The following is a 24,537-nucleotide window of genomic DNA, read 5'->3' as shown; positions in this document are numbered from 1 at the left end:
GGGTGGGTCCTCCTTGATGCGGTCAGGAGATCGGTCGGCCATCGGGCGGCCATGGGTCGGGCCTCGGTCAGGGGATGCCGCCGTCGGCGCGCAGGATCGCGCCGGTGGTGTAGCTGGAGGCGTCGCTCGCGAGGAACAGTGCCGCGCCGACGATCTCCTCTGGCCGTCCGCCGCGCCGCAGGGCGTGCTGCTGAAGGCTCTGCTCCACGGCCGGCATGTCCCAGGCCTTGCTGATGTCGGTGAAGAACGGGCCCGCCATGAGGCAGTTGACGCGCACCGTCGGGCCGAACGCCCGGGCGAAGCCCTCGGTGAGCGCGTTGAGGCCGGACTTCGCTGCGGCGTACGGCAGGATGCCGGGCGTCGGACGGATGGAGCCGGTGCTGCTCACATTGATGACCGACCCGCCGCCCTGCTCGACCATCCGGCTGCCGATCAGTGAGGTCAGCCGGAACGGGCCCTTGAGATTCAGGCCCACGACGCTGTCCCACATCTTCTCGGTGACATCGATGGGCTGGTCGTACGGCACCGACATCCCGGCGTTGTTCACCAGGACGTCCACCCGGCCGAAGCGCTTGTACGCGGCCTCGACCAGCCCGTCGAGTTCGTCCCAGTGGGCCAGGTGACAGCCGTACGCGAGCGCGGCCCGGCCGGTCCGCTCGGTCACCTCACGGGCGAGTGCCTGGCAGGCGTCGAGGCGCCGGCTGGTGATGACGACTTCGGCGCCCGCCTCGGCGAAGGCCATCACCATCTCCCGGCCCAGGCCACGGCTGCCGCCCGTGACCAGCGCCACCTTGCCGGTGAGGCTGAAGAGATCGGACGACGTGCCCGAACTCCCGGGCTCCCTGGGTTCTGCGGACTCTCGTGTCATGTCTCCGCCGCTCATTTCAGGCTTGTGCTGTGGGAGAGTTCGGCCGCCTTGCGGAGCAGCTCCAGCACGATGCCCTCGAAGGCCGCGGCGTACGGGTCAGCGGTACCCGCGGTGCTCGCCTTGCCCCTGGCTACGGTCTTCTCGAGAACGATGGCGAGTTTGAAACGGGCCAGGACGACGTAGTAGTCGATGTCGTCGACGGGGCGTCCGCTCACCGTCGCGTAGTGCTCCAGGAGGTCGTCGCGGGGCGGCATACCGGCGTAGTCCAGGTAGCGGGAGCGGTGCATGTCGTCGCCCTCCGGCGGCCACGCGATCAGTGCCCATCCGAGATCGAGGAGGGGGTCGCCGACGGTGGCCATCTCCCAGTCCACGATGGCGGCCAGCCGGGCCGGTGTGCCGTGCGCGTACATGACGTTGGCGAACTGATAGTCCCCGTGCATGATGCCGGGCCGGTAGGTGCGAGGACGGTGCCCGCGCAGCCAGTCGGCCGCGGCATCCAGACCGGGCAGTTCCCGGAACCGGTATGCGGCCAGGAAGGAGAGCCACCGGTCGACCTGTCGGTCGTGAAATCCGTCCGGGCGGCCGAACCCCTGGAGGTTCCGGGCCTGCCAGTCTACGCGGGAGAGCCGGGCGATGCCGTCCACCAACTGCACGGCGAGGCCCGCGCGCGCCTCGGGTTCGGCGTCGAAGGGTGCTGCCCAGCCCTGGGTCGGCGACCATCCGTCGATGTGATCCATCACGTAGAACGGGCTGCCCAGCACCGACGCGTCGTCGGTCGCGGCGTGGACGCGGGCATGCGGTACATCGGTGTCGGCGAGCGCGCGCACCAGGCGGTACTCGCGCATCATGTTCTGCGCCTGCTCGGGTGTGGCGTGCCGGGGCGCGGCACGCAGGACGAGTCTCGTGTCACCGCTGCGGAGGCCGTACAGCAGGTTCTGTGAGCCACCGGAGATCAGCTCGATCTCCAGATCTCCATCCCCGCCAGGGAGGTTGTGGCGGTCGAGCCATTGACTGAGCCGAGGTATGTCAACGCTCGGCCGTGCGGCGATGCGTTTGTTGGCCATGGCTGGAGAATAGGATTCTCCAGTCAGAGACTTCAACGCTCCGGGTAGAAATATTTAACTGATTCAGCAGAATCGTTGGAGCCCACCGCCGTCTGCTGCCCAGTCAGAACGCCTCGACGACCAGCGCGGATCCCATGCCGCCGCCCGCGCACAGCGCGGCCACGCCGATCCCGCCGCCCCTGCGGCGCAGGTCGTTGAGGAGTGTGGTGACCATCCGGGCGCCGGTGGCCGCGACGGGGTGGCCCAGGCTGCATCCGCTGCCGCTGATGTTGACGATCGCCGGGTCGATCCCCAGAATCCGGGTCGTCGCCACGCACATGGCGGCGAAGGCTTCGTTGATCTCGAACAACTCGACGTCGCCAAGGCGTAGTCCGGCGCGCTCCAGGGCCTTGGGGATGGCCTTGGCCGGAGCCAGGCCGGTTTCCACGGGATCCACGCCGACCGACGCCCATGACCGTACGACGCCGATCGGCCGCAGGCTCTCCCGCTCGGCCAGCTCGCCGGAGGCCAGGACGAGCGCGGCGGCCGCGTCGTTGATCCCGGACGAGTTGCCGGCAGTGATGCTGAAGCCGGGGATCTCCGGGTGCAGGGGCTTGAGGGCGGCCAGTCGTTCCATGGAGGTGTTGCGGCGCGGGTGCTCGTCGGTGCTGAAGACGAAGCTGTCACCTGCGGCGTTGCGCACCGTGACCGGCACGATCTCCTCGGCGAACCTGCCTTCGTCGATCGCCCGGACCGCCCGCTGATGGGACCGCAGTGCCCAGGCGTCCATGTCCTGGCGCGAGACGTCCTTGAGCCTGGCCGTGTTCCAGCCGACCGTGATGGACATGTCGTCGGCGGGCGCCTCCGGCGTCGACGGATGGGACGGCGGCATCCACGGATCCTGCCAGTCCTGCGTGCCGGGGATCCGCTGTCGTAGAGCCGGTGCGGTGGAGACCGACTCCGCCCCACCGGCGATCACGGCACGGTCCATGCCGGCCCGGATGCCGGCCGCGGCGGTCTGGATCGCAGAGAGGCGCACTGGCGCTGGTGTGCCAGGCCGGGTACGGAGAGCAGCCCGGCCCGTATCGCCGCGTGCCGGGCGAGGTCGCCGCCGCCCTGCATCACCTCACCCAGGACGATGTCGTCGAGCAGGGCGGGGTCGATGGCCGCACGCCGGACCACTTCGGTGATCACCGTGTGGGCCAGTTCGTGGGCGGAGGTCTCGGCGAGGCTGCCTTTGAACGCCGTACCGATGGCGGTACGGCAGGCGGCGAGGATGACGGCTTCGGTCACGGTGGACTCCAGAGGTGCGTCGGTGGCAGGGGCGCTCGGCGGATACGTGTGCGTGGCGGAAGGGGTCAGACCCGTTCGCCGGAGATGGCGTTGAGTGCCGCAGCGACCAGCTCGGGCCGGCTGATCATCCCGTCGTGACCGGCGTCGAGGTCCACGACCTCGGCACCGCCCAGATTGTCGATCATGACCTGTGCCCGGTCCGGGGTGATGATCCGGTCCTGGGTGAACCGGATGTAGAAGACCGGGAGTTGCGGCGGGAGCGCCGGTCGGGGGAGAGGTTCGACAACGAGCTGGACCGCCTCGGGAACGAGCCGGTCCAAGGTGCGCCGGGCCGTCTTGGGAGACATGTCGTTGCAGAAGGCCCGGCGGGCGAGGAGCCGGGGCATGGACGGCGCGCGCACGCCCAGCCGGTGCTGCGCCAGGCTGAGCATCCGCACCGGCGCCGGGAGGAGATCCACGATCCGCCCGCCGGGCGGGGCGACGGCGGCGGCCACGAGGACGAGCGCCTTGATGCGCTTGGGGATCCGGGCGCAGACCGTTGGCACGATCACCCCGGCGAGCGAGTGCCCGACGAGTACGACGTCGTGCAGGTCGGCCCGTTCGATCTCGCCTGTCACCGCGTCCACGAAGTCGTCGACAGTCAACTCGCGCAGCCGCCGCCGGTCGGGACCCCGGCCCGGCAGGTCCACGGCCAGGGCCGGGCGGTTCAGATGACCCACCAAGTCCTCCCAGCACCAGGCCGCGTGCGAGCCTCCGTGTACCAGCACGAACGATGACATCCAGGCCTCCCTTGTCGACGAACCGTTCCGTAATATAGATTTATTAGTTAACTGTTTCAATCCTTTACGGTGGACTGCTCGGGCGTCTAGACTTCTGAATCATCTAACTCATTCAGTGATCCGTGGAAGAGGTGGGAGAGTCGGTGCGCCGAGGCATCTTCACCGAGGAGCACGAGCAGTTCCGGGAGACCGCTCGCGCCTTCTTCGACAAGGAATGCGCTCCTCACAGCGAGGAGTGGGAACGAGCGGGCAAGGTGAGCCGGGACGCCTGGCGCAAGGCGGGCAAGGCCGGGCTGCTGGGCTGGGAAGCCCCGGAGGAGTACGGCGGGCTCGGCATCCGGGACTACCGCTTCAACATGATCGTCAGCGAGGAGATGTTCCAGTCCGGCTCCGTGGGCATCGGACTCGGCGTGCAGAACGACATCATGGCCGCCTATCTCGTCGGGCTGTGCACCGAGGAGCAGAAGCGGCGCTGGCTGCCCGGCTTCACCAATGGCGACATCGTGACCTCGATCGCGATGTCCGAGCCCGCCGCCGGCTCCGACCTCGCGGGGATCAAGACGACGGCGAAGCGGGTGGGCGACCACTACGTGATCAACGGTCAGAAGACGTTCATCAGCAACGGTCTGCTCTCCGACCTCGTGCTCGTGGCCGCGAAGACCGATCCCGGGGCCGGGCGCAAGGGCATCAGCCTCATCGCCGTCGAGACCACCAGGCCGGGCTTCAGCCGGGGGCGCAAGCTCGACAAGATCGGCCAGTGGTCCGCCGACACCGCGGAGCTCTTCTTCGGCGACGTCGAAGTACCCGTGGAAAACCTGGTGGGTGAGGAGAACCGCGGCTTCTACCACCTGGTCGCCAACCTGCCCAGCGAGCGTCTCGGCATCGCCACCTACGCGGTCGCCGCCGCACGACGTGCTCTCGACCTGACCACGGAGTACGCCCGGGAACGACGGGCGTTCGGCCAGCCGATCGGAACCTTCCAGGTCAACCGCCACTTCCTGGCCGAGATGAAGACCAAGCTGGACGTCGCCACGGTCTATCTCGACCAGTGCGTCCTGGCAGCCAACGCGGGAGAACTCACCGCGCAGGAGGCCGCCGGACTCAAGTGGTGGACCTCCGAAATTCAGTGGGAGATCCTCGACCGCTGCCTCCAACTGCACGGTGGCTACGGCTACATGAACGAGTACGAGGTCGCGCGGCTCTGGCGGGACTCCCGCGTTCAGCGTCTCTACGGCGGCACCACGGAGATCATGAAGGATCTCGTCGGCCGCTCCATGGGCTTCTAGGAGGATTCCGTGGGACTGCCCCTCACCGAGGAGCACCGTCTGCTCGCCGAGTCGGTGCGTGACGTACTGGCGGACCGCGGCGCACTGGGCGCCGCACGAGCCACGCTGGACGACGACACGTCCGCCACCCCCGCGTTCTGGAAGGACGTCCTGGAACTCGGCTGGTTGGGTCTGCACATCGCGGAGCAGTACGGTGGCCAGGGCTTTGGACTGCCCGAACTCGCCGTGGTCACCGAGGAGTTCGGGCGGGTGGTGGCCCCCGGCCCCTTCCTGCCGACGACCCTGGCACTCGCGGTCGTCCAGGCGTCCGGCACCGCCGAACAGTGTGCGGCTGTGCTCCCGGAACTCTCCGCCGGCACGGCCACCGCAGCGGTCGGCCTGCACGGCAGCCTGACCCTGACCGCCGACGGCAGGCTCGAAGGCGACGCCGGATCCGTGCTCGGTGGGGCCGAGGCGAAGGTGCTGCTGTTGGCTGTGGGCGATGACCTCGCCCTCGTACGCACCGGCCCCCAGGTGACTGCGGTGCCCGCCACCGGCATCGACACCACCCGCCGAGCTGCCCGGGTGCTCTGCTCGGGAGCCGTACCGGACGCCGTCTTCCCCGGCGCGCGGCGTACGGCCCTCACGCTGGGCAGGGCGCTGGCCGCGGCCGAGGCGGCGGGAGGCGCGCGGGCCTGCACGGAGGCCGCGGTGGCGTACGCGAAGCAGCGGGAGCAGTTCGGCCGCCCGGTCGGCAGCTTCCAGGCCGTCAAGCACCACTGCGCGGACATGCTGGTCGCCGCCGAACTGGCCACCGCGGCGGCCTGGGACGCGGCCCGGGCCGGCAGCAGCGGACCGGAAGCGGAGTTCGCCGCCGCGGTCGCCGCACAGGTCGCGCTCGACGCCTTCGTACGGTGCGCCGAGCTGAACATCCAGGTGCACGGCGGCATCGGGTTCACCTGGGAGCACGACGCCCACCTCTACCTGCGGCGCGCACTGTCCCTGCGCGGGACGTTCGGCGGTCCGGGCGCGGCCCACGAGCTCACCGCTCTCGCCCTCGTGGGCACCGCGCGACAGCCGGCACTGGACCTCCCCCCGGAAGCCGAGACCTACCGGCAGCAGGCCCGAGCCTTCCTGACGGAGTATCAGGTCGCCCCCGAAGAGCAGCGGCGCTCGCTGCTGGTGCGCTCCGGCTACGCCTACCCGCACTGGCCCGAGCCGTACGGGCGGTCCGCGGGCCCGGTCGAGCAACTCGTGATCGAGCAGGAACTGCACGGCGTGCTTAAACCACAACTGGGCATCGGCACCTGGGTCCTGCCGACCCTGCTGAGCCACGGGAACGCGGAACAGGTCGGCCGCTGGCTCTGGCCCAGCCTGGAAGGCGAACTGACCTGGTGTCAGCTCTTCAGCGAGCCCGACGCCGGCTCCGATGCCGCCGCCATCACCAGCCGGGCCCGGCGCGTCGACGGCGGCTGGTCGGTGACCGGCCAGAAGGTGTGGACGAGCGGCGCCGAATCGTGCAACCGCGGCCTGGCCACCGTACGCACCGATCCGAAGGCGCCCAAGCACAAGGGCATCACCATGGTCGTCATCGACCTGACCGCGCCGGGCGTGACCGTGCGGCCGCTGCGCGAGATCACCGGCGAGTCACTGTTCAACGAGGTGTTCCTCGACGAGGTCTTCGTACCCGACGCCGACGTGGTCGGTGAGGTGAACGCGGGCTGGACGGTCGCCCGCGCCACCCTCGGCAACGAGCGCGTCAGCATCGGAACCGGCGAGCACGACTACGCTCCCGTCAGCCGCGCCGTGGAAGGCGTGCGGCACGATCCCATGCTGCGCGGCGAAGTCGGCGCCCTGGTGGCGCAGCGGCAGGCGATGCGGCTGCTCAGCCTGCGCAACGCCGCCCGCGCGGTCGCAGGCGGGGACCCCGGCCCGGAGGGCAATGTGACCAAGCTGCTCACCGGGGAGCATCAGCAGCGGGTCGCCGACGTCCTGCTCCGCACCGGGGGCGCCGAAGCGGTACTCGACGGTGACCCCGCGGTCCACTACAGCGCGCTGTTCACCAGGGCGCTGACCATCGCGGGCGGGACCTCCGAAGTCGTACGCAATCAGATCGCCGAGCGTGTGCTCGGCATGCCTCGTGACTGAGACCGCTCGACAGATTCTCCGAGGGAGTGTGGAAATGACCGTAGTGGTCGACCGGCATGACGCCGTGACCGTGGTGACGATCAACCGGCCCGAGGCTCGCAACGCCCTGGACGCCGAGACGATGGCGGGCATCGGCGAAGCGCTGGTCGAGGCCGAACGGGACGACGAGGTACGGGCCGTCGTGCTGACCGGCGCGGGCGACCGGGCGTTCTGCGCGGGCATGGACCTGCGCGCCTTCGCCGCGGGCGGCAAGATCATCGACGAGTCCCGGCCGGGTCTTGAGGTGTTCACCGAGCGGGTGTACCCGAAGCCGCTCATCGCCGCCGTCAACGGGACAGCCGTGGCGGGCGGCTTCGAGCTCGTGCTCGCCTGCGACCTTGCCGTGGCTGCCGACCACGCCAGGTTCGGTCTGCCGGAGGTCAAGCGGGGACTGGTCGCCGCGGGCGGCGGGACCAACCTGCCGGCCCGGATACCGCTGGCACTCGCGCTGGAACTGGGGCTCACCGGAGACACCTTCGACGCTCGGCGCGCACAAGAGCTGGGGCTGGTCAACCGCGTGGTCCCCGGGGACCGGGTGCTGCCCGAGGCACTCGCCCTCGCCGGCGCCATCGCACGCAACGGCCCACTGGCACTGCGGACCACGAAGGAACTGATGCTGGCTCAGGCCCGTGGGGCGAGCCGGGCCGAGATCGCCGCGGCCGTGGCCCCGGTGTTCGCGAGCGCGGACGCCAAGGAGGGCGCGACGGCGTTCGCGGAGAAGAGGGAGCCGCGATGGACCGGAGCGTGAGGCACGCCGATCAGGTCCACGTCGTAAGGCAGGTGCACGTTGTGGAGCAGGTGCATGCCGCAAGGCCCATGGGAAACCTGGATCTAGGAGAGAACGATGCGTGACGCGGTCGTCGTCGAAGCAGTACGGACCCCGGTCGGCAAGCGCAACAGCGCGTTGTCCGGAGTGCACCCCGTTGATCTGTCCGCTCGGGTGCTCCAGGCGCTCGCCGAGCGCTCGGGCATCGATCCGGGCCTCGTGGACGACGTGATCTGGGGGTGCGTCGGGCAAGGGGGCGAGCAGACCTTTGACATAGCGCGCAACGCGGTGCTTGCCGCCGGCTGGCCGCTGGGCGTACCGGGCACGACCGTCGACCGGCAGTGCGGTTCCTCGCAGCAGTCGGTGCACTTCGCGGCGGCGGGCCTGATCAGCGGACAGTACGACATGGTGGTGGCCGGCGGCGTGGAGTCGATGAGCCGGGTGCCGATGGGCGCAGTGCTCGGGGACGCCAATCCGTTCGGCTCCGCGCTGGAGACACGGTTCGGGGGAGTCGCGCCGAACCAGGGCATCGGCGCCGAGACGATGGCCGAACGCTGGGGACTCTCGCGTGCCCGGCTGGACGAGTTCTCGCTCGCCTCCCACGAGAAGGCCGCGGCAGCACAGGACGACGGCCGCTTCGCCGCGCAGATCGCACCGGTCACCCTGGACGACGGGATGGTCGTGGACACCGATGAGGGGGTCCGCCGCGGCAGCACGTTGGAGAAGCTGGCCGGTCTCAAGCCCGCCTTCAAGCCGGACGGGGTGATCCACGCCGGCAATAGTTCCCAGATCAGCGACGGCTCCGCGGGGCTCCTGATGACGACGAGCGAGAAGGCCAGGCAGCTCGGGCTCACCCCCCTCGCCCGTGTGCACACGGCGGTCGTGGCGGCCGACGATCCCGTCATCATGCTCACGGCGCCGATTCCCGCCACCCGCAAGGCACTTGAACGCAGCGGGCTGAGCCCTTCCGACATCGGCGCGTTCGAGGTGAACGAGGCCTTCGCCTCCGTGCCACTGGCTTGGCTGGCAGAGATCGGCGCCGACCCCAAGGCCCTGAATCCCAACGGCGGCGCGATCGCGATCGGGCATCCGCTCGGCGGCAGCGGGGCACGGCTGATGACCACCCTCGTGCACCACATGCGCGACAACGGCATCCGCTACGGCCTGCAGACCATGTGCGAGGGCGGCGGCCAGGCCAACGCGACGATCCTCGAACTGGTCGGCGCCGTATGACCACCGCGGACACAGCGGTGCTCGTGCTGCGGGCCGTCGCCGGGCTGACGATGGTGGCCCACGGTTACCACCATGTCCTCGGCGGTGGCGGCCTGGCCGGTACGAGCCGCTGGTTCGCCTCCATGGGCCTGCGTCCGCCGCGAGTCCACGCCCTCCTCAGCGGCGCCGGTGAACTCGCCTGCGGACTCGGCCTGTTGGCCGGTCTGCTCACACCGCTGTGCGCCGCCTTCGTGGTGGGAACGATGACGGTAGCGGGGGTCGCGGTCCACCGCCCCAACGGGTTCTTCGTCTTCAAGGACGGCTACGAGTACGTGCTGCTGCTGGCTGTCGTCTCGGTCGTGATCGGGCTGCTCGGGCCGGGCCGTGTCTCCGTGGACCACGCGCTCGGCATCGACGACGCGTTGGACGGCGGGGTCGGCGCGGCCCTGGCGGGGGGTGTCGGGATCCTCGGTGCGGCGCTGCTGCTGGCCCTCTGCTGGCGGCCGGGCACCACCCGGTCCGAAACGGAGACGGAGACGGAGACGGAGGAGACCGAGATGGAGACGACGTGATGCCCAGCACCATGATCGCCGGCCGACCGCACAGGAGGCGCCGCCATGCCACGGCCCAGCTTTGACCTCGACCCCGCGCACACCGCCTTCGTCGTCTCCGAATGCCAGAACGGCACAGTCGGTCCGAGCACGACGCTCCCTCAACTGGCCCTGGCCGCAGCCCCGGTGCTTCCGGTGATCGCCCGGCTCGCGCGTGCGGCGCGGAAGACGGGTGTGCCGGTGGTGCACCTGACCTATGTGCCGGCGTTGGGCAACAGGTCGTCCAACCGCAACGCTCCGCTGATGGCCAGGACCAGCACGCAGACGGACGCCTGGACGGCGGGACACGGCGCCGGCCAGGTCGTCGACGAGATCGGCGTCGAGTCCGGGGACCTCGTCCTGCCGCGCCACACCGGTATGTCACCCACCCACAACACGGAACTGTTCGCCCTGCTGCGCAACATCGGCGTCACCTCGGTTCTGCTGGCCGGAGTCTCGCTGAACGTCGCCATACCGGTCGCCACGACCGAGTTGGCGGACGAGGGGTTCCAGGTCGTCATCGCCCGTGACGCCGTCGCCGGTACCCCCGTGGAGCACGGCGAGAGCATGCTCCGCCACACCTTGCGTTACCTGGCGGCGATCACGACGGCGGACGAAGTGATCGCGACCTGGTCCTGAAATGAGGGCAAGGGGATGCGGGCCGGACTCCCGGCCCGCATCCCCTTTGTGTCCCCTGCCGCGGTCAGGCCAGCGACACCCAGCCCTCGCCCGCCGAACTCCGCCGCGCCGCGTCGATGACACGCTGCACCAGCCAGCCGTCGCGCAACGTCGGTACACCCGGCGCCCGGCCACCGCGCAGGGCCGGCAGCCAGTCCTCCAGCATGAGGGCGAGGGCACGGATCGGAGTGGCCCGCCGGCCACGCGGCGGGATCGCGTCCGGGTCGCCGTCACGGGGCATCCGGTCGCTGCCGGCCACCTCCCGCGGCCCGTCCTCGCCGACCGCGCCCGCGCGCACCCGCCCGTCGAAAAGCGTGCCCTCGATGTCTAGCGCCCCGTCGCTCCCGAAGGCCTCGAAGCGGTAGCGGGAGTCGGTCTGCAGGCCCATCACCGAGAGGCTGAGCGTGGCGTGCACCCCGGACCGCATGCGCAGCAGCAGGCTCACGGTGTCGTCCGCGTCGGCTTCGAAGGAGGTGCCGTCGGGACGGACTCGCGTCGGGATCGTGGCGCGTACGTCGGCGCACACTGCCTTCGGTTCCCCGAACAGGCAGCACAGGAAGTCGATGTCGTGCGCGGCCATGCCCAGCAGATAGCCACCGCCATGCTTCAGCCGGTACATCCACTCGGACTGGAGCGGATGGCTCGGATGCCAGTAGTCGGCGGCGATGGTGACCCGCGCGAAGTACGGGTCACCCAGCATCCCGCCCTCGACGAGTTCCCAGACGGGCAGCTTCTCCCGGTTCCAGCGGCTCTCGAAGCACACCGCCGTCGCCACCCCCGCCGCCTCCGCGGCTTCCGCCATCGCGCGGGCGTCGGGCTCGTGGACAGCCACCGGCTTCTCGCACAGCACGTGCTTGCCGGCCTTCAGCGCGGCCAGCACCTGGTCGTGGTGCAGATCGGTTGGCGTACAGACGGAGATGACGTCGAGGTCGGGCCGCTGGACGAAGGCCCGCCAGTCGGTGGACACGTCCGTGATGCCCCAGCGGCGGCCCGCCTCGGCCACGCGTTCCGCTCGTCGTGCGCACAGCGCGGCGACCTCGTAGCCGCCGGCCGCCCGGAAGGCCGGTACCTGGACCATGGAGCCCCAGCCGACCCCGACGATCCCCACCCGGATCGGATCACTCATGTGTCGTCCCCTGCCCTTCCCTGTCAGAGAATCGTGGACGATTCCTTGAGTGCCACGATCTGCTCCCACTGGTAGCCGAGTTCGAGCAGCAACTCCTCGGTGTGCTGGCCGTGTTCGGGCGCGGCGCGCAGCACCGGCGGTGTTTCGTCGAACTGCACCGGGCTGGCGGCGAGGGCGAAGGTGTTGCCGTTGCCGTCGGTGACCTGCGGCAGATAGCCGTTGGCCTTCACCTGCGGGTCGTCATGGAGTTCCAGCGAGGTCTGGAAGGTGTCCCACACGCCGCGGAATCCCTCCAGACTCTGCTGCCAGTGCTTCAGCGGCTTGGACTCGAAGGTGCGGCGCAACTCGGCGACGCACTCGCGGCGATTCGTGTACCGGGCGCGGGCATCGGCGAACCGCTCGTCCTCGACCAGATCCTGGCGGCCGACGCGCGCGCAGAACTCGGGCCAGAACCGGTCGGACTGCAACAGGACGAGGGCGATGAACCGGTTGTCCTCGGTCCGGTAGACGCTGGTCACCGGGTTGGGCGCCTCGGCCAGATCGATTTTCGGGATCGGAGCGCCGATGAGCTTGGACCCTACGATGTCCGGAGCGAGCTGCCAGACCGCGGCGCCCAGCAGCGAGACGTCGACGACCGACGGAGTGCCGGTCCGCTCGCGCCGGAACAGGGCCGCGGCGATACCGCCCGCGATCGCGAAACCGCCGAAGACATCGCCGAACGCGGGCCGTTGGACAGGCGGGTATCCAGCGTCCTCAGAGGTGAGATAGCCGTCGCCGAGCCCGCCGCGCGCCCAGTAGGCCGCGAGGTCGTAACCGCCGCGGTCGGCATCGTCGCCCTTGATGCCGTAGCCGCTGCCCCGGGCATAGATGATCTTGGGATTGAGTGCGCGGATCTGTTCCACGTCGATCCCGAGCCGCTGCCGCGAGCCGGGCAGCAGATTGGTGACGAAGACATCGGCCCACTCGACGAGTCGGTGCAGGACCTTCAGGCCCTCTGGAGTGGCCACGTCCAGACCGATGCTGCGCTTGCCGCGGTTGGGCTGCTCGATGAAGTGGTTCACACCGTCCGCGCCGGCGACGACACCGGAGCTGATCAGACCCCGCTGGGGGTCTCCGGTCTCCGGATGCTCGATCTTGACCACATCGGCACCCCAGTCGGCGAGGACCGCCCCGGACGACGGGACGAAACTCCACGAGGCGAGCTCGACGACCTTGACACCTTCGAGAATGGGCTCCATCGCCTGTTCCTTTCCTGGCTCGTTGACGCAGTGGTGCTCGTTGACGCAGCGGTGGTCGTGACTGACCCGGCTCATCGGTCCTGGCGCCTGCTCGTCAGCGGAAGCCGATCGTCTTGGTCTCCAGATAGCCGTCGAACCCCTCCAGGCCGTTCTGCCGGCCGAGTCCGCTCTGCTTGTAGCCGCCGAAGGGCGCGTCCGGCCCGTAGAACAGACCGCCGTTCACATTCATCGTTCCGCTGCGTACGGCACGGGCCACGTGGTCGGCCCGCCTCGCCGAGCCGGAGTGGACGCTGCCGGACAGGCCGTAAGGGCTGTCGTTGGCCAGCCGGACGGCGTCCTCGTCGTCGTCGAACGGGATGACCACGAGAACCGGGCCGAAGATCTCCTGCTGGGCGATGGCCATGCGGTTGTCGACATCCGCGAACACCGTGGGCTGGACGTAGAAGCCCCGCGGCAGGTGCTCGGGGCGGCCCCCGCCGACCGTGACCCTGGCGCCCTCCTGCGTGCCCTTCGCGATGTGCCCGAGGACCCGCTCGCGCTGCCTCGCGTTGATCAGCGGCCCGGCCAGGTTCGCCGGATCGGCCGGATCCCCGTACGGCACCTGCGCGTACGTCGCGGTCGCGATCTCGACGGCTTCGGCGTAGCGGGAGCGCGGCACGAGAAGCCGGGTCGTCAGTGCGCAGCCCTGTCCGGCGTGCATGCAGGCCACGGCCGAATGGGGGATGACCTGCGCGAAGTCCGCGTCGTCCAGGACGATCATCGCCGACTTGCCGCCCAGCTCCAGCATCGTGCGCTTCAGCGTGGCCGCGGACAGTTCGAGGATGCGCCGGCCGACCCCGGTCGAGCCGGTGAAGGAGACCAGGTCGACTCTGGGGTCGGTGACCAGCCGCTCGGCGACCCGGTTGTCCGATGTGGGTACGACGTTGAGGACGCCCGGCGGCATGTCGGTGCGCTCCGCGGCCAGTCGGCCGAGGCGGGTCGCGTTCCACGGAGTGTCCGGGGCCGGCTTGAGTACGACCGTGTTGCCTGCGGCCAGTGCGGGGCCGATCTTGTTGATCGCGACTTCCAGCGGGAAGTTCCACGGGATGATCGCGGCGACCACACCGACGGCTTCCTTGACGACCTTGCGGTGGCTGGTCCAGCCGACGGTCTCCGTGTCGGGGAGGCTGCGTTCCCAGGCGAAGTCACCGATCAGCCCGGCCGGGTAGCGCAGCCCGTCCGAGAGGGGCCACTCCACCTGTGCCATGTGCGTGGTGAGGACCGGCGCTCCCACCTCGGCGACGATCTCGGCGCGGATCGCCTCCTTCTCCTCCTGCAGCGCCTGGTGGAGCTGTTCTAGACAGTGCCTGCGCAGTGCGTGGTCGGTGGACCAGCCGGTCTCGTCGAAGGCCCGACGTGCCGCGGCGACGGCGCGGTCCATGTCCGCGGCCGACGCGTCCGCGGTCTCGCCGAGGACCTCTTCGGTGGCGGGATTGATGTTCTCGTACGTCGAGCCGTCGGCGGCGTCGACCAGAGCGCCGTCGACGAGCATGCGCGATTCGCCGTGAACGAGGGTGGTGCGCGGTGGGGTGGACGCCGTCATGGTGGGCTGGACTCCTTTGTCACGAGCCTGGGTCACATACAGATGAGGTACGGGTCAGGTACAGATCAGGTGCGGGTGAGCAGCAGGGCGCCGCCCAGGTCACCGCCGCCCGCGGCGACGACGCCGACTTCGGGGGTGTTGGGCACCTGGCGTGCCTCGGCGTCACCTCGCAGTTGGAGGCAGACCTCGTGGAGATGGCCGTACCCGTGCAGCCGTCCCGCCGAGAGCTGGCCGCCACCGGTGTTGAGCGGCAACTGCCCGTCCCGTGCGATGCGCTTCCCGCCCTCCAGGAACGGGCCGGCCTCGCCCCGCCCGCAGATGCCGAGCGCCTCCAGCCAGACCACCGTCAGGATGGTGAAACCGTCGTAGATCCCGGCCACGTCGATGTCGGCGGGCGTGAGATCGGTGTGCCGCCACAGCTGACGGGCCGCGTCGGCGCCGGACATCGAGGTGAGGTCCTCGTACTGGTCCCAGTAGGGCCTGCCGTGCAGCGCGGAACTGTGCGCGGCGATACGCAGCGGAGGCCGGCGCAGGCCGGGTGCGGCGTCGGCGCGGGAGACGATCACGGCCGTACTCCCGTCGACCGGGATGTCGCAGTCGAACAGGCAGAGCGGGTCCGAGATCATCCGCGCGCCGAGGTACTGCTCCTCGGTGAGCGGGTCGCGGAAGACCGCCTTGGGGTTGAGTGCGGCGTTGGCCCGGGTGTTCACCGCCAGTGCCCCGAGCTGCTCGCGGGTCGTGCCGTACTCGTGGAAGTGGCGCTGGGTGATGATGCCGCACCAGTTGGCGGCCGAGACCGCGCCGAAGGGCACCAGCCACTCGTGCGCGCCGCCCACCCGGCTCCCGCCGCCGCCCACTACGGACGCGCGGCGGTCCGCCGTCTGGGCGGTGCTCTCCCAGAGCGTCCGGAAGCACAGCACATGGTCCGCGAGACCGGCCTTGACGGCGGCGACGGCGTTGATGACCGAGCCGAGCTGGCCCGAGGACTCCATGCCCCCGGAGAACCAGTTCAGCTCCAGGCCGAGCGCGTCCTTGATGTCCCAGACGCCGACGCCGGAGAACCCGGGCGTGGCGGCGAACGCCCCCGGCCAGGTGGAGACGCCGTCGATGTCCGAGGGCCTGAGGCCCGCGTCGCCGATCGCTTCGAGAGCGGCGTCCACCGTGAGCGACAGAGGCGAGCGGCCGAGCCTGCGCCCGACGTCCGACTGTCCTATACCGCTGATCACCGCGTCCTTGGCGGGCTTCATCGGGCCTCCTCCTCCGAGGTCTTCGAGTGCGGGGTGAACAGCGGGAGCCAGATTTCCTCGACCTGTTCGAACACCACCCGCACCGGAAGCCCGATCCGGACGTCGGAGGGATCGACGCCCGTGAGCCGGGTGGTGAGCCGCAACCCGGGGTCCTCGGCGAGTTCGACAACCGCGAGGACGTACGGCACTTCCATGTCCGGCATCCACTGCTGGCGGTTGACGGTGTAGCTGTACACCGTGCCCTCGCCGGACACCGGCTGCGGGGTCACCGCGCGGGACATGCACCGCCGGCAGACCGGTTTCGGAGGATGCAGCCACAGCCCGCACTCGCCGCACCGGTGGATCAGCAACTCGCCGCGTTCGCCACCGGTCCAGAAGGCGAGGCTCTCGAACTGCGCGTCAGGAAGGGGGAGACCGGGCACCCGTGACACCACCAGATCCTTGGGAATAAAGATTTAACTCTTTATACTGCTTAAGGGTCGGCCGGGCAATGCATCTGCAAGGGGATACCGGGTTGTTGAGGGCTCAGGAGAGCACGTCAAGGACGATCTCTCCCGGGTCCGTGATCATGTAGTCGCTGACCCGGCTCAGGTGGTCGTGCCAGAAGCCCACAGCCGTCGCGTCGTCCTGCTGCCGCACCAGCTCCACGAGCCTGACGTGCGTGCGGTGGGCCGCGCGGACGAGTTTCTTCGAACTGCTGTCAGGGGGATGGGACTTCAGGAACGAGCGGTTGTGCAGCTCGATGATGGTGAACAGCGTGTCCAGCAGTACGAGCATGGTCTGATTGCCCGCCTGCTTCATGAGCAGCCGGTGGAACCGGAGGTCGTACTCCTCGGCGAACCCGGCGGGGTTTCCCAGCAGCGCCTCGCCCTCGGACAGCGCCTGGTCCAGTTCGCGCAGATCCGCTGCGGTTCGCTTCCTGGCGAGGATGCCCACCCCCGAGGCTTCCAGGTGCGAACGGGCCTCGTGTACGTCGGACAGGGTGGTGCGCCGGTACTGGAGCAGCGTCCCGGCGTAGCGGCCCGCCGCGGAGGCGTCCGGTACGAGGACGTGCGCCCCGCCCCGGGCGCCTCGCCTGACCTGGATGATCCCCTCGGACTCCAGGATGCGGAAGGCTTCGCGGAGGGTCGGCCGGGAGACGCCGAACTGTTCCATGAGGGCCGACTCCGTGGGGAGGCCGTCCCCCTCCTGGAGCGCGCCGGTCACGATCTGACGCCGAAGCTGCGCGGCGACCAGTTCACCGGCCTTCGGTACGCGTACGGCAGTTGACCTGGGTGGTGTGATCATGAAGCTCCCCGTGAGTCAGTCGCTGGCCGGCAGCGGCTTCGCCCGTTTGACTTCCAAGGGCGTGTCACCGATACCGAGCGAGCCGTTGCCCGGCCTGGTGACGAGCACTTCGAGCGTGCCGTCGGCATCGGAGTAGCGCTTGCCGAGCAGGGATCCCCCGTCCCAGCCTTCGGCGGGGCCGGAGTTCGATGCCGTCGGCTGCCCGTCCTCCAGGCGCACCATCGGGGTGCCTCCGCAGCGCAGGTCGGACTCGGCCGACGGGGCGCGGACCACGATCACCTCGGTGTCGCAGACCTGACTCCGGTAGCGGCCACCGGTCTTGAGCACTGTCATGCTTCGTTCCTTTCGAATGCCGCCACCCGGACCAGTTCGCGGCGCAGGAGCTTTCCGGTGGGCGTGTACGGGAGTTCGTCCCGGAAGACGATGAGGTCCGGCGTCTTGGAACCGCGTAGGCGTGCCCGGACCCAGTCGCGCAGCGTCTCGCCGTCGACCTCCGTCCCTTCGTGGACGACGACGAACGCGGCGATGCGCTCCCCCCATTCCTGGTCCGCCAGGCCCACGACGGCGGCCTCCCGCACCGCGTCGTGCCGCAGCAGGGCGTCCTCCACCTCGGCGGGGGCGATGTTCTCGCCGCCGCGGATGATGGTGTCGTCCGCGCGGCCCTCGATGAAGAGGTAGCCGTCGCTGTCGAAGTGCGCGAGGTCCCGGGTGCGGAACCAGCCGTCCTCGTCGAGCGGTGATTCGGCTCCCTTGTACTCGCCGGACACCTGCGGTCCCCGTACCCACAGTTCGCCACTGTGCCCGGGGGACAGGGCGGTACCGTCGAAGGAGGCGATCCGAGCCTCCACGCCCGGGACCATGAGCCCGGCCGAGTGCAGCCGGGCACGCACCGCGGGGTCGTCGGACGAGAGGGCGGCCCGGTGGTCGTGGGGGCCGAGCAGAGCGATGGTCGAGCTGGTCTCGGTGAGGCCGTAGGCGTTGGTGAAACCGGTGTCCGGGAAGGCGCGCAGCGCCGCCTCCAGCACGGTGGGCGGCATCCGAGCCCCGCCGTACGCCAGTGAGCGCAGGCTCGGCACCTCGGCGGACCTGCCGTCCAGATGCTCCGTGAGCCGGGCCAGCATGGTCGGCACGACCATGGCCGAAGTGATCCGCTCCTCGCGGACCAGCCGCAGCCAGGACTGTGGGGTGAAGCTGCTCAGATGGACGATCCGGCGCCCGGCGTAGAGGTTGCTGAGCAAGGACCCGACGCCTGCGACGTGGTACGGCGGAACGCTGACCAGGGTGGCGTCGTGCGGGTCCGCCGCGCCGAACTCCACCGTCTGCAGGATGTAGTTGACGAGGTGGCGGTGGCGCAGCACGGCCGCCTTGGGCTCGGCGGTGGTTCCGCTGGTGAACAGCAGCACGGCGGGGTCGTCCTCGGATGCCCCCGGCCCGCCGCCGGGCCCCGCCGTCCGCGCCTTGTGCAACATGTCCGCGGTCGTGATGACGTCGTGGCCGCTGCCGGCGAACACACCGGCGAAATCCTCGTCCGCGACCACCAGGGGGCGCTCGGTGCGGTCGAGCAGGCCGGCGAGGGCCTGTGCGGAGAGCCGGTAGTTCACCGGTACCAGCGGCACACCGGCCAGTGCGGCCCCGAAGAGCAGCACAGGGAAGGCGGGCCCGTTCAGCCCGGCGAAGACCAACTCCTCGGCCCCGACGGCGCGGACGAGGTTCGCGACACCGGCCGCGGCATCCCGCAGCTCGGCACGGGTCGTTCCCGCGTTCAGCGGGCCCGTCGCCACCCGGTCGGGGTCGTCTGCCGCTGCCATGTCGAGCAGCATCGCGATGTTCAACGGGGTCCCTCCGCAGTGCTTCACGGTAACCGATTAATCAGTTAGATTTTTACACGACTACCGAGAAGTGGCCAAGAGGGCTGCGCACACGGACGGGACCGGACCGGTGGCACAGGAGTCGGCCGAGCGAAGAAATGACGAAGAAGTCAGGGGCAGGACGCCCGAAGGTGTCCTGCCCCTGGTGGATCTGAAGTGGCTGTGGTCACCCGAGAAGGTCGAGGACCGTCTTGGTGCCCTTCGCGTTGACGGCGTCATCGGCGGCCGTGAGGTGACGGGCCCAGAGCTTCTCGGCTTCGTCCGCCTGGCCGGCTTCGATGAGGGCGAGGAGCTTGACGTGCGTCCGGTGTCCCTTGCGCGCCTGCGAGCGGCGGGCGGGGGAGTCGGGATCGGCGGCGACCTCCGAGGCGTTGGCCTCCCGGATGATGCGGCGCAGGATCGTGCTGAGCAGGACGAGGGTGTTGTTGCGGGAGAGCTCGACAAGGAGCGCGTGGAACTTCTCCTGAGCGTCGAGCAGAGCCGCGGTGTCGTCGAGGGTGGCCTGCTCGGCGGCGAGAGCCCTGCGGAGTTTGGCCAGGTCGGCGGCGGTGTGCTTGGTGGCGACGATACGGGCGCAGGCGGGCTCGATGACCGTGGCGGCGCGATAGACGTCGGCGAGCGTGGTGTCCTGGTACTCGAGGATGAGGCCGGCGTACCGTGCGGCCACATCCGGGTCGGGCGCGCTGACGCGGGCGCCGCCGTGGGCGCCGCGGCGGATGGTGATGAGGCCTTCGGACTCCAGGACGCGGTAGGCCTCGCGCAGCGTGGGGCGGGAGACGCCGAACTGCTCCATGAGGGAGGACTCGGGCGGCAATGCGTCATCGGGGGAGAGCTCGCCGCGGATGATCTGGCGGCGCAGGGAGCCGGCGATGATCTCGGCGGTCTTGGGAATTCGGACCTGGCTTCCGACCAACAGCCGCTTGGTGGCCGGGGTGGGGGTACGCGCCGGTGCCGCGGCTGACCGGGCTGCCTCACTCATCGAAATACTCCTCAGCGGCCTGCGGGTGGTGCACGCTCATTAGTAAAAATAGTTTACTTCATCTGCTCTTCCGTCCGCACGGACTCCACCATGTTCGTGCTCTCGGTCGCCCGCGGTGCCATGGGCCCGTGAACATTCATTACGCGGTTACCTGGCAGAAATATTGTGCCGCCGCTACTCGGGTGTTAGCGTCCGAGCGATCGGCGCGAACCTGGTCTGACAGTCAGGTTCGCTTTGCTGGCTGTGTGATCTCGGGCGGTGCGCATGAGCGGCTCCGAAGTTCCTCACCTGATGCGCGACCTGGACTGGGGGATGGCCACGGCGCAGACCCTGGCCGAGTATCCCGCCGCGGACGGCCTCGGTCTCAACCTCTCACCGCAGGCCCAGCATTGGGCTGATGATGTGACGCACGTCGTCGGCGCCACAGCGGTCTCCCTGCGCACGGTCCTCGGATGGTCCCGGCTGCAGCCGGAGCCGGGTCGCTGGGACCGAGCCGCGCTGGATCGCTGCGACCGCGCGCTCGATGCCGTACTGGAGGCCGAACTGCGGCCGGATCTGACACTGATGCACCTGGATCTCCCCGACTGGCTGGAGAGCCGGGGCGGTTGGCTCGCGCGGGAGACGGCGCTCAGATTCGGCGAGTACGCGGCCGAGGTCGGGCGCCGGTTCGGCGACCGGGTGGACCGCTGGGTCACCACGCCGTCCGTGGGCGGAATCCTCGCCGACCGCGTCGCCGGCATGCGGCCACCCGGCCGGGGCGCGAGCGGTGCCGCAGGGCTGGCCGCCGTACATCACGCGCTGCTCGCCCACGGCCTCGCCGTCCAGGCCCTCCGGGATGCGGGGGTGCTGGGCAGGATCGGCGGCTCACTTCCGCTCATCGGCGCCTATCCCGCGACCGACGACCCCTTCGACCGCCTCGCGCTGGAGCGTTTTGAGTCCTGGGCCATGGGACTCCTCTTTGAGCCGATGCTGTTGGGGCGGCACATGGTGCCGGACGAGCCGGGCCCGTCGGTCGAGGCGACCGGCTGCGTACGACCCGGCGACATGGAGATCATCGCCGTACCCCAGGATTTCCTCAACCTGCTGTGGCACGCACCCTGCCGGATAGCGGCACCCGAGAACCTCCCCCTGGTGCTGCCGGCCCTCGGATGTTTCGAGCCTCTCAACGAGGTCAACGGCCTGCTCGCCAGGCTGGGTTTCACGATCATCCCCTTCGACGAGGTGGCCACGACCTCCCTGGGCCTGCCGATACTTCCCGAAGCTCTCGCCGACGCGGTACAGGTCGTGCACGACCTGTACCGCGACGCCCTCCCCCCGCTGCACATCACGGACAGCGGCAAGGGGGACCGCGGTGACGTACTGGGGCCGGCCACCGAAGCGCCGGCCAGGCGCCGGCGTCTCCTGGAGTCGAGGCTGTTCTGGCTCGCCAGCGTCGTGGCGGACGGTGTCGACGTACAGGGGTACGAGTACTGGTCCGTCATGGACAACGTCGGCTGGTTGCTGGACTACGCCCTGGCGTACGGCCGGGCCGTACCCGAGACGGACCCGGGGTCGGGACCCTCTCTGCCGTGCGCGTGGGTGTCGGCCGGTACCTTCCGGGCGAACGCGGCCGACGCTCCGGAACCGGTCGCAAGGGCTTCGGCGTTGGGGAACGGGGCACGGGTCCTCGCCCTCCACCGACGCTGAAGGGTGGCTGCGCTACGGGTGAACCAGGATCTTGACGTGTCCGCCGGCGTTGTCGGCCAGCTCTGCGTAGCCCTTCTCCGGAGCGTCCTCCAGAGTGATGCGATCGGAGATGAGCCCGTCGGGGTTGATGCGTCCGTCGTGGATCGCGGCGATGACGGCGGGGAAGTCGGGCCCGTTGTAGCCGAAGCTTCCGGTGTAGTTGATCTCGGTGAGCATCAGCTGGTTCGGGTCGAACTCGGTCGGGCGCCCGGCCGCGACGGTGACGGCGTGGCCGCCCTTGCGCAGGGAACCGATCAGCGCGTCGACCGCGGGCTTTCCGGCGCCGGAAGCCTCGTAGGAAGCGTCCACGCCACCGGGGACCTCGTCGCGGATTCGGGCGACGACGTCCTCCCGGGTGGGGTCCAGCACCAGGTCGGCGCCGAGGTCACGGGCGAGCTGCTTGCGGGCCTCGCTCACCTCACTGACGGCGACGAAGCGTGCCCCGTGGGCCTTCGCCGCCAGCAGCAGGCCGAGGCCGATGGGGCCACCGCCGACGACGAGTGCCGTGCCGCCGTCGGCGAGGCCGCTGCGGCGTACGGCGTGCCAGGCGACGGTCAGCGGCTCGACCAGCGCGGCGGTCTCCGCGGAGCTGCCGTCGGGCATCACATGGGCGTTGCCGGCGGGCACGACGACGTACTCGGACATGCCGCCGCCACCGCCCATGAGGCCGATGAAGCCGAAGTTGTCGCAGAGGTTGTACTCGCCCCGCAGACAGGCCGGGCAGGTGCCGTCGGAGACCAGGGGCTCCACCGCCACCAGCGCTCCGACCTCGATGCCGTCGACGTCGTCCGCGACCTCCGTCACACGGCCGGAGAACTCGTGTCCGAGGACGAAGGGACCCTGCTCGCCGAGCACGGGGTGGACGTAGTCCGGGGGGAACGCGGGGTGGATGTACTGATGCAGGTCCGAGCCGCAGATACCGGCCCACTCGACCCTGATCTTCACAGTGCCGGGGCGGAGCGGCGGCTCAGGAACGTCGTCGAGCCGTACGTCCCTGGGGCCGTGGAGGCGGAGTGCGCGCATGGGATGTCCTTCGGGTAGATCCGATCTGCCGTGCGGGCAGAAATTACTGGCACACTGCGACAGTAACTCGTCGCTTCAGTGGATGCGATCGGGGCCACGGTGCTGGAGAATATTGTTCTCCCGTCATGGAACATCGGCCTCTCGGAGGAGAACCGTGAAATCCCGTGCGGATGCGGCCGTGGAGCGTGCCCTGGACGCGCGCCAGCGCGAGGCCGCCGAGGATGTCGAGCGGATTCTGGCGGCCGCGGTCGCGGTGATGGAGCGGGCGGCCCCCGCGGAGCCGCGGGTCAGTGACATCGTGGTCGAGGCCGGAATCTCGAACAAGGCGTTCTATCGCTACTTCGGCGGGAAGGACGACCTCGTCCTGGCCGTCATGGAGCGCGGCATCGGGATCGTACGGTCCTATCTGGAACACCAGATGGCGAAGGAAGAGGATCCGGCGGGCAAGGTGGCCAGGTGGATCCGGGGCTCGCTGGCGCAGTTGAGCGATGCGCGGCTGGCCAGGGTGAGCCGGGCCGTCTCGGCGGAGCTCATCGCCTCGGCCGACCTCCGGGTGGCCGAGGAGGAGATCACACGTCCGCTGCGGGACCTTCTCCTCGACCCGGTCGCGGAGTTGGGGAGCGCCGACCCGCGGCGGGACGCCGATGCCGTCTTCGCCGCGGTCTTCGGGACGATGCGCCGCCTCCAGGCGCTGGACGTCCGGCCGGGGCATGACGATGCCGAGCATCTCGTCGGGTTCTGTCTCAACGCCCTGGGCCCGGGTGTCGGACGGCGGTCCGACCGGTGACCGGTATGCGCGCCGTGGTGTGCCGCAGATACGGGCCTCCTCAAGGACTGCTGATCGAGGAACTGCCCGTGCCGAGGCCGGGCGCCGGGGAGCTGCTGGTGGATGTGCACACCGCCGCCGTCAACTTCCCCGACGTACTTCTCGTCGCGAACGCCTACCAGGTGCCGGCGCCCCTGCCCTTCGTTCCGGGCAGTGAACTCGCCGGCCAGATACTCGCGGTGGGGGAGGAAGTGTCCGAATTCGCCCCTGGGGACCGGGTGTTCGGCACCGTGCCGACGGGAGCCTTCGCCGAACGTGTGATCGTTCCGGCCGGTCAACTGACACGGATTCCGGAAGGTGTGGGCTTCGCCGAAGCCGCCGCGTTCGGAGTGACGTACCGCACCGCCCACCACGCCCTGCGTTCCGTCGCCGAGGTCCGTCCAGGGGACTGGGTGGCGGTGCTCGGCGCGGCGGGCGGCGTCGGGCTCGCGGCACTCGACCTGGCCCGGCAGTTGGGCGCGCGGGTGGTGGCCGCGGCGTCCGGACCCGAGAAGCTCGCCCTGTGCCGCGCGCGAGGGGCGACGCACGTCATCGACTACACGACCGAGGACCTGCGCCTGCGGCTGCGCGAACTGACGGACGGCGGCGCGCACGTGGTGATCGACCCGGTCGGCGGGCCGGCGTCCGAACAGGCGCTGCGCAGTACGCGGCGCGGCGGCACCTTCGTCACGCTGGGGTTCGCCTCCGGAACCATCCCCGCGATTCCGCTGAATCTGGTGCTCCTCAAGGGAGTCACTGTGAAGGGGATGGAACTGCGCACCTTCGGCGAGCAGTTCCGCGAGCTGGAGCGGCGGGACCGCGACGAACTCCTGGGGCTGCTGGCGGCGGGCGCCGTCCGACCCCATATCGGCGCACGGTTCCCGCTGGAAGAGAGCGCCGCGGCCCTCGCGCTTGTCGCGGACCGGCGGGCACTGGGCAAGGTGGTCATCGACGTGGGCCTGTGACCCCGCGGGGT

22 protein-coding genes and 1 pseudogene are annotated in these 24,537 nt (G+C 69.9%); 9 read left to right on the top strand and 14 right to left on the bottom strand.

Annotation, left to right across the window (positions count from 1 at the left end; all coding sequences use genetic code 11):
- Positions 1–67: 67 nt before the first annotated feature.
- The 4 genes and pseudogenes from OG266_RS01300 to OG266_RS01285 form a co-directional block, all read right to left on the bottom strand.
- Complete coding sequence (locus OG266_RS01300; RefSeq protein ID WP_371541676.1) at positions 68–868, bottom strand: SDR family NAD(P)-dependent oxidoreductase; 801 nt, start codon at positions 866–868, stop codon at positions 68–70.
- An 11-nt stretch (positions 869–879) separates the two neighbouring features.
- On the bottom strand, positions 880–1,932 hold the full coding sequence (locus OG266_RS01295; RefSeq protein ID WP_371541673.1) for a phosphotransferase family protein: 1,053 nt from the start codon (positions 1,930–1,932) through the stop codon (positions 880–882).
- 103 nt (positions 1,933–2,035) lie between these two features.
- A pseudogene (locus tag OG266_RS01290) lies at positions 2,036–3,204 on the bottom strand (acetyl-CoA C-acyltransferase).
- Between the two features lie 65 nt (positions 3,205–3,269).
- Positions 3,270–3,983, bottom strand: a complete 714-nt coding sequence (locus OG266_RS01285; RefSeq protein ID WP_371541670.1) for an alpha/beta fold hydrolase — start codon at positions 3,981–3,983, stop codon at positions 3,270–3,272.
- A gap of 143 nt (positions 3,984–4,126) precedes the next feature.
- On the opposite strand from OG266_RS01285, the gene OG266_RS01280 reads away from it, so the two are divergent.
- The 6 genes from OG266_RS01280 (at position 4,127) to OG266_RS01255 (ending at position 10,642) form a co-directional block, all read left to right on the top strand.
- Entirely contained in the window at positions 4,127–5,269 is a 1,143-nt protein-coding gene (locus tag OG266_RS01280; protein WP_371552598.1) for an acyl-CoA dehydrogenase family protein, read from the top strand.
- Positions 5,270–5,278: 9 nt separating this feature from the next.
- The gene (locus OG266_RS01275; RefSeq protein ID WP_371541667.1) at positions 5,279–7,396 is read left to right on the top strand and encodes an acyl-CoA dehydrogenase; all 2,118 of its coding nucleotides are present in this window, start codon (positions 5,279–5,281) and stop codon (positions 7,394–7,396) included.
- A gap of 34 nt (positions 7,397–7,430) precedes the next feature.
- On the top strand, positions 7,431–8,183 hold the full coding sequence (locus OG266_RS01270) for a crotonase/enoyl-CoA hydratase family protein (RefSeq protein WP_371541663.1): 753 nt from the start codon (positions 7,431–7,433) through the stop codon (positions 8,181–8,183).
- A gap of 96 nt (positions 8,184–8,279) precedes the next feature.
- Positions 8,280–9,434 (top strand): acetyl-CoA C-acyltransferase, encoded by a 1,155-nt coding sequence (locus OG266_RS01265; RefSeq protein ID WP_371541660.1) that lies wholly within the window; start codon positions 8,280–8,282, stop codon positions 9,432–9,434.
- A complete protein-coding gene (locus OG266_RS01260; protein ID WP_371541657.1) occupies positions 9,431–9,985 on the top strand; it encodes a DoxX family protein in 555 nt (184 codons plus the stop codon). The genes OG266_RS01265 and OG266_RS01260 overlap by 4 nt, the downstream gene beginning before the upstream one ends.
- Positions 9,986–10,030: 45 nt before the next feature.
- Positions 10,031–10,642: a cysteine hydrolase gene (locus OG266_RS01255; protein ID WP_371541655.1), complete on the top strand. Its 612-nt coding sequence runs from the start codon at positions 10,031–10,033 to the stop codon at positions 10,640–10,642.
- A 64-nt stretch (positions 10,643–10,706) separates the two neighbouring features.
- Here the strand turns inward: OG266_RS01255 and OG266_RS01250 are convergent, their stop codons facing one another.
- From OG266_RS01250 to OG266_RS01210, 9 genes are all read right to left on the bottom strand, one after another.
- The gene (locus OG266_RS01250) at positions 10,707–11,807 is read right to left on the bottom strand and encodes a Gfo/Idh/MocA family protein (RefSeq protein ID WP_371541653.1); all 1,101 of its coding nucleotides are present in this window, start codon (positions 11,805–11,807) and stop codon (positions 10,707–10,709) included.
- A gap of 23 nt (positions 11,808–11,830) precedes the next feature.
- Positions 11,831–13,120 (bottom strand): CaiB/BaiF CoA transferase family protein, encoded by a 1,290-nt coding sequence (locus tag OG266_RS01245; RefSeq protein ID WP_371541650.1) that lies wholly within the window; start codon positions 13,118–13,120, stop codon positions 11,831–11,833.
- A 19-nt stretch (positions 13,121–13,139) separates the two neighbouring features.
- The gene (locus OG266_RS01240; protein WP_371541647.1) at positions 13,140–14,627 is read right to left on the bottom strand and encodes an aldehyde dehydrogenase family protein; all 1,488 of its coding nucleotides are present in this window, start codon (positions 14,625–14,627) and stop codon (positions 13,140–13,142) included.
- Between the two features lie 65 nt (positions 14,628–14,692).
- Positions 14,693–15,874 carry a thiolase family protein gene (locus OG266_RS01235; protein ID WP_371541644.1) on the bottom strand — a complete coding sequence of 394 codons (1,182 nt, stop codon included), beginning with the start codon at positions 15,872–15,874 and terminating at the stop codon, positions 14,693–14,695.
- Positions 15,871–16,305, bottom strand: coding sequence for a Zn-ribbon domain-containing OB-fold protein (locus OG266_RS01230; protein ID WP_332880671.1), 435 nt, complete (start codon positions 16,303–16,305; stop codon positions 15,871–15,873). The genes OG266_RS01235 and OG266_RS01230 overlap by 4 nt, the downstream gene beginning before the upstream one ends.
- A 94-nt stretch (positions 16,306–16,399) precedes the next feature.
- Complete coding sequence (locus tag OG266_RS01225) at positions 16,400–17,161, bottom strand: FadR/GntR family transcriptional regulator (protein WP_371541641.1); 762 nt, start codon at positions 17,159–17,161, stop codon at positions 16,400–16,402.
- 15 nt (positions 17,162–17,176) lie between these two features.
- Positions 17,177–17,494: a hypothetical protein gene (locus tag OG266_RS01220; RefSeq protein ID WP_371541638.1), complete on the bottom strand. Its 318-nt coding sequence runs from the start codon at positions 17,492–17,494 to the stop codon at positions 17,177–17,179.
- Positions 17,491–18,969, bottom strand: coding sequence for a class I adenylate-forming enzyme family protein (locus OG266_RS01215; protein WP_371541635.1), 1,479 nt, complete (start codon positions 18,967–18,969; stop codon positions 17,491–17,493). Before OG266_RS01215 ends, OG266_RS01220 begins: the two co-directional genes overlap by 4 nt.
- A gap of 226 nt (positions 18,970–19,195) precedes the next feature.
- Entirely contained in the window at positions 19,196–20,008 is an 813-nt protein-coding gene (locus OG266_RS01210; protein ID WP_332880674.1) for a GntR family transcriptional regulator, read from the bottom strand.
- 264 nt (positions 20,009–20,272) lie between these two features.
- Between OG266_RS01210 and OG266_RS01205 the strand changes: the two genes are divergently transcribed.
- Positions 20,273–21,694 (top strand): family 1 glycosylhydrolase, encoded by a 1,422-nt coding sequence (locus tag OG266_RS01205; RefSeq protein WP_371541633.1) that lies wholly within the window; start codon positions 20,273–20,275, stop codon positions 21,692–21,694.
- Between the two features lie 12 nt (positions 21,695–21,706).
- On the opposite strand, the gene OG266_RS01200 is transcribed toward OG266_RS01205, so the two are convergent.
- A complete protein-coding gene (locus OG266_RS01200) occupies positions 21,707–22,756 on the bottom strand; it encodes a 2,3-butanediol dehydrogenase (RefSeq protein WP_371541630.1) in 1,050 nt (349 codons plus the stop codon).
- A gap of 154 nt (positions 22,757–22,910) precedes the next feature.
- Between OG266_RS01200 and OG266_RS01195 the strand changes: the two genes are divergently transcribed.
- Together OG266_RS01195 and OG266_RS01190 are read left to right on the top strand one after the other, a co-directional pair.
- On the top strand, positions 22,911–23,543 hold the full coding sequence (locus OG266_RS01195; protein WP_371541628.1) for a TetR/AcrR family transcriptional regulator: 633 nt from the start codon (positions 22,911–22,913) through the stop codon (positions 23,541–23,543).
- Between the two features lie 5 nt (positions 23,544–23,548).
- A complete protein-coding gene (locus OG266_RS01190; protein WP_371552596.1) occupies positions 23,549–24,526 on the top strand; it encodes an NADPH:quinone oxidoreductase family protein in 978 nt (325 codons plus the stop codon).
- Positions 24,527–24,537 lie beyond the last annotated feature (11 nt).

Origin of the sequence: Streptomyces sp. NBC_00554 (assembly GCF_041431135.1) — a bacterium.
In the GTDB taxonomy this organism is placed as follows: domain Bacteria; phylum Actinomycetota; class Actinomycetes; order Streptomycetales; family Streptomycetaceae; genus Streptomyces.
Note: the sequence above shows the minus strand (reverse complement) of the source record. Positions and strands in the feature narration are given on the sequence as shown.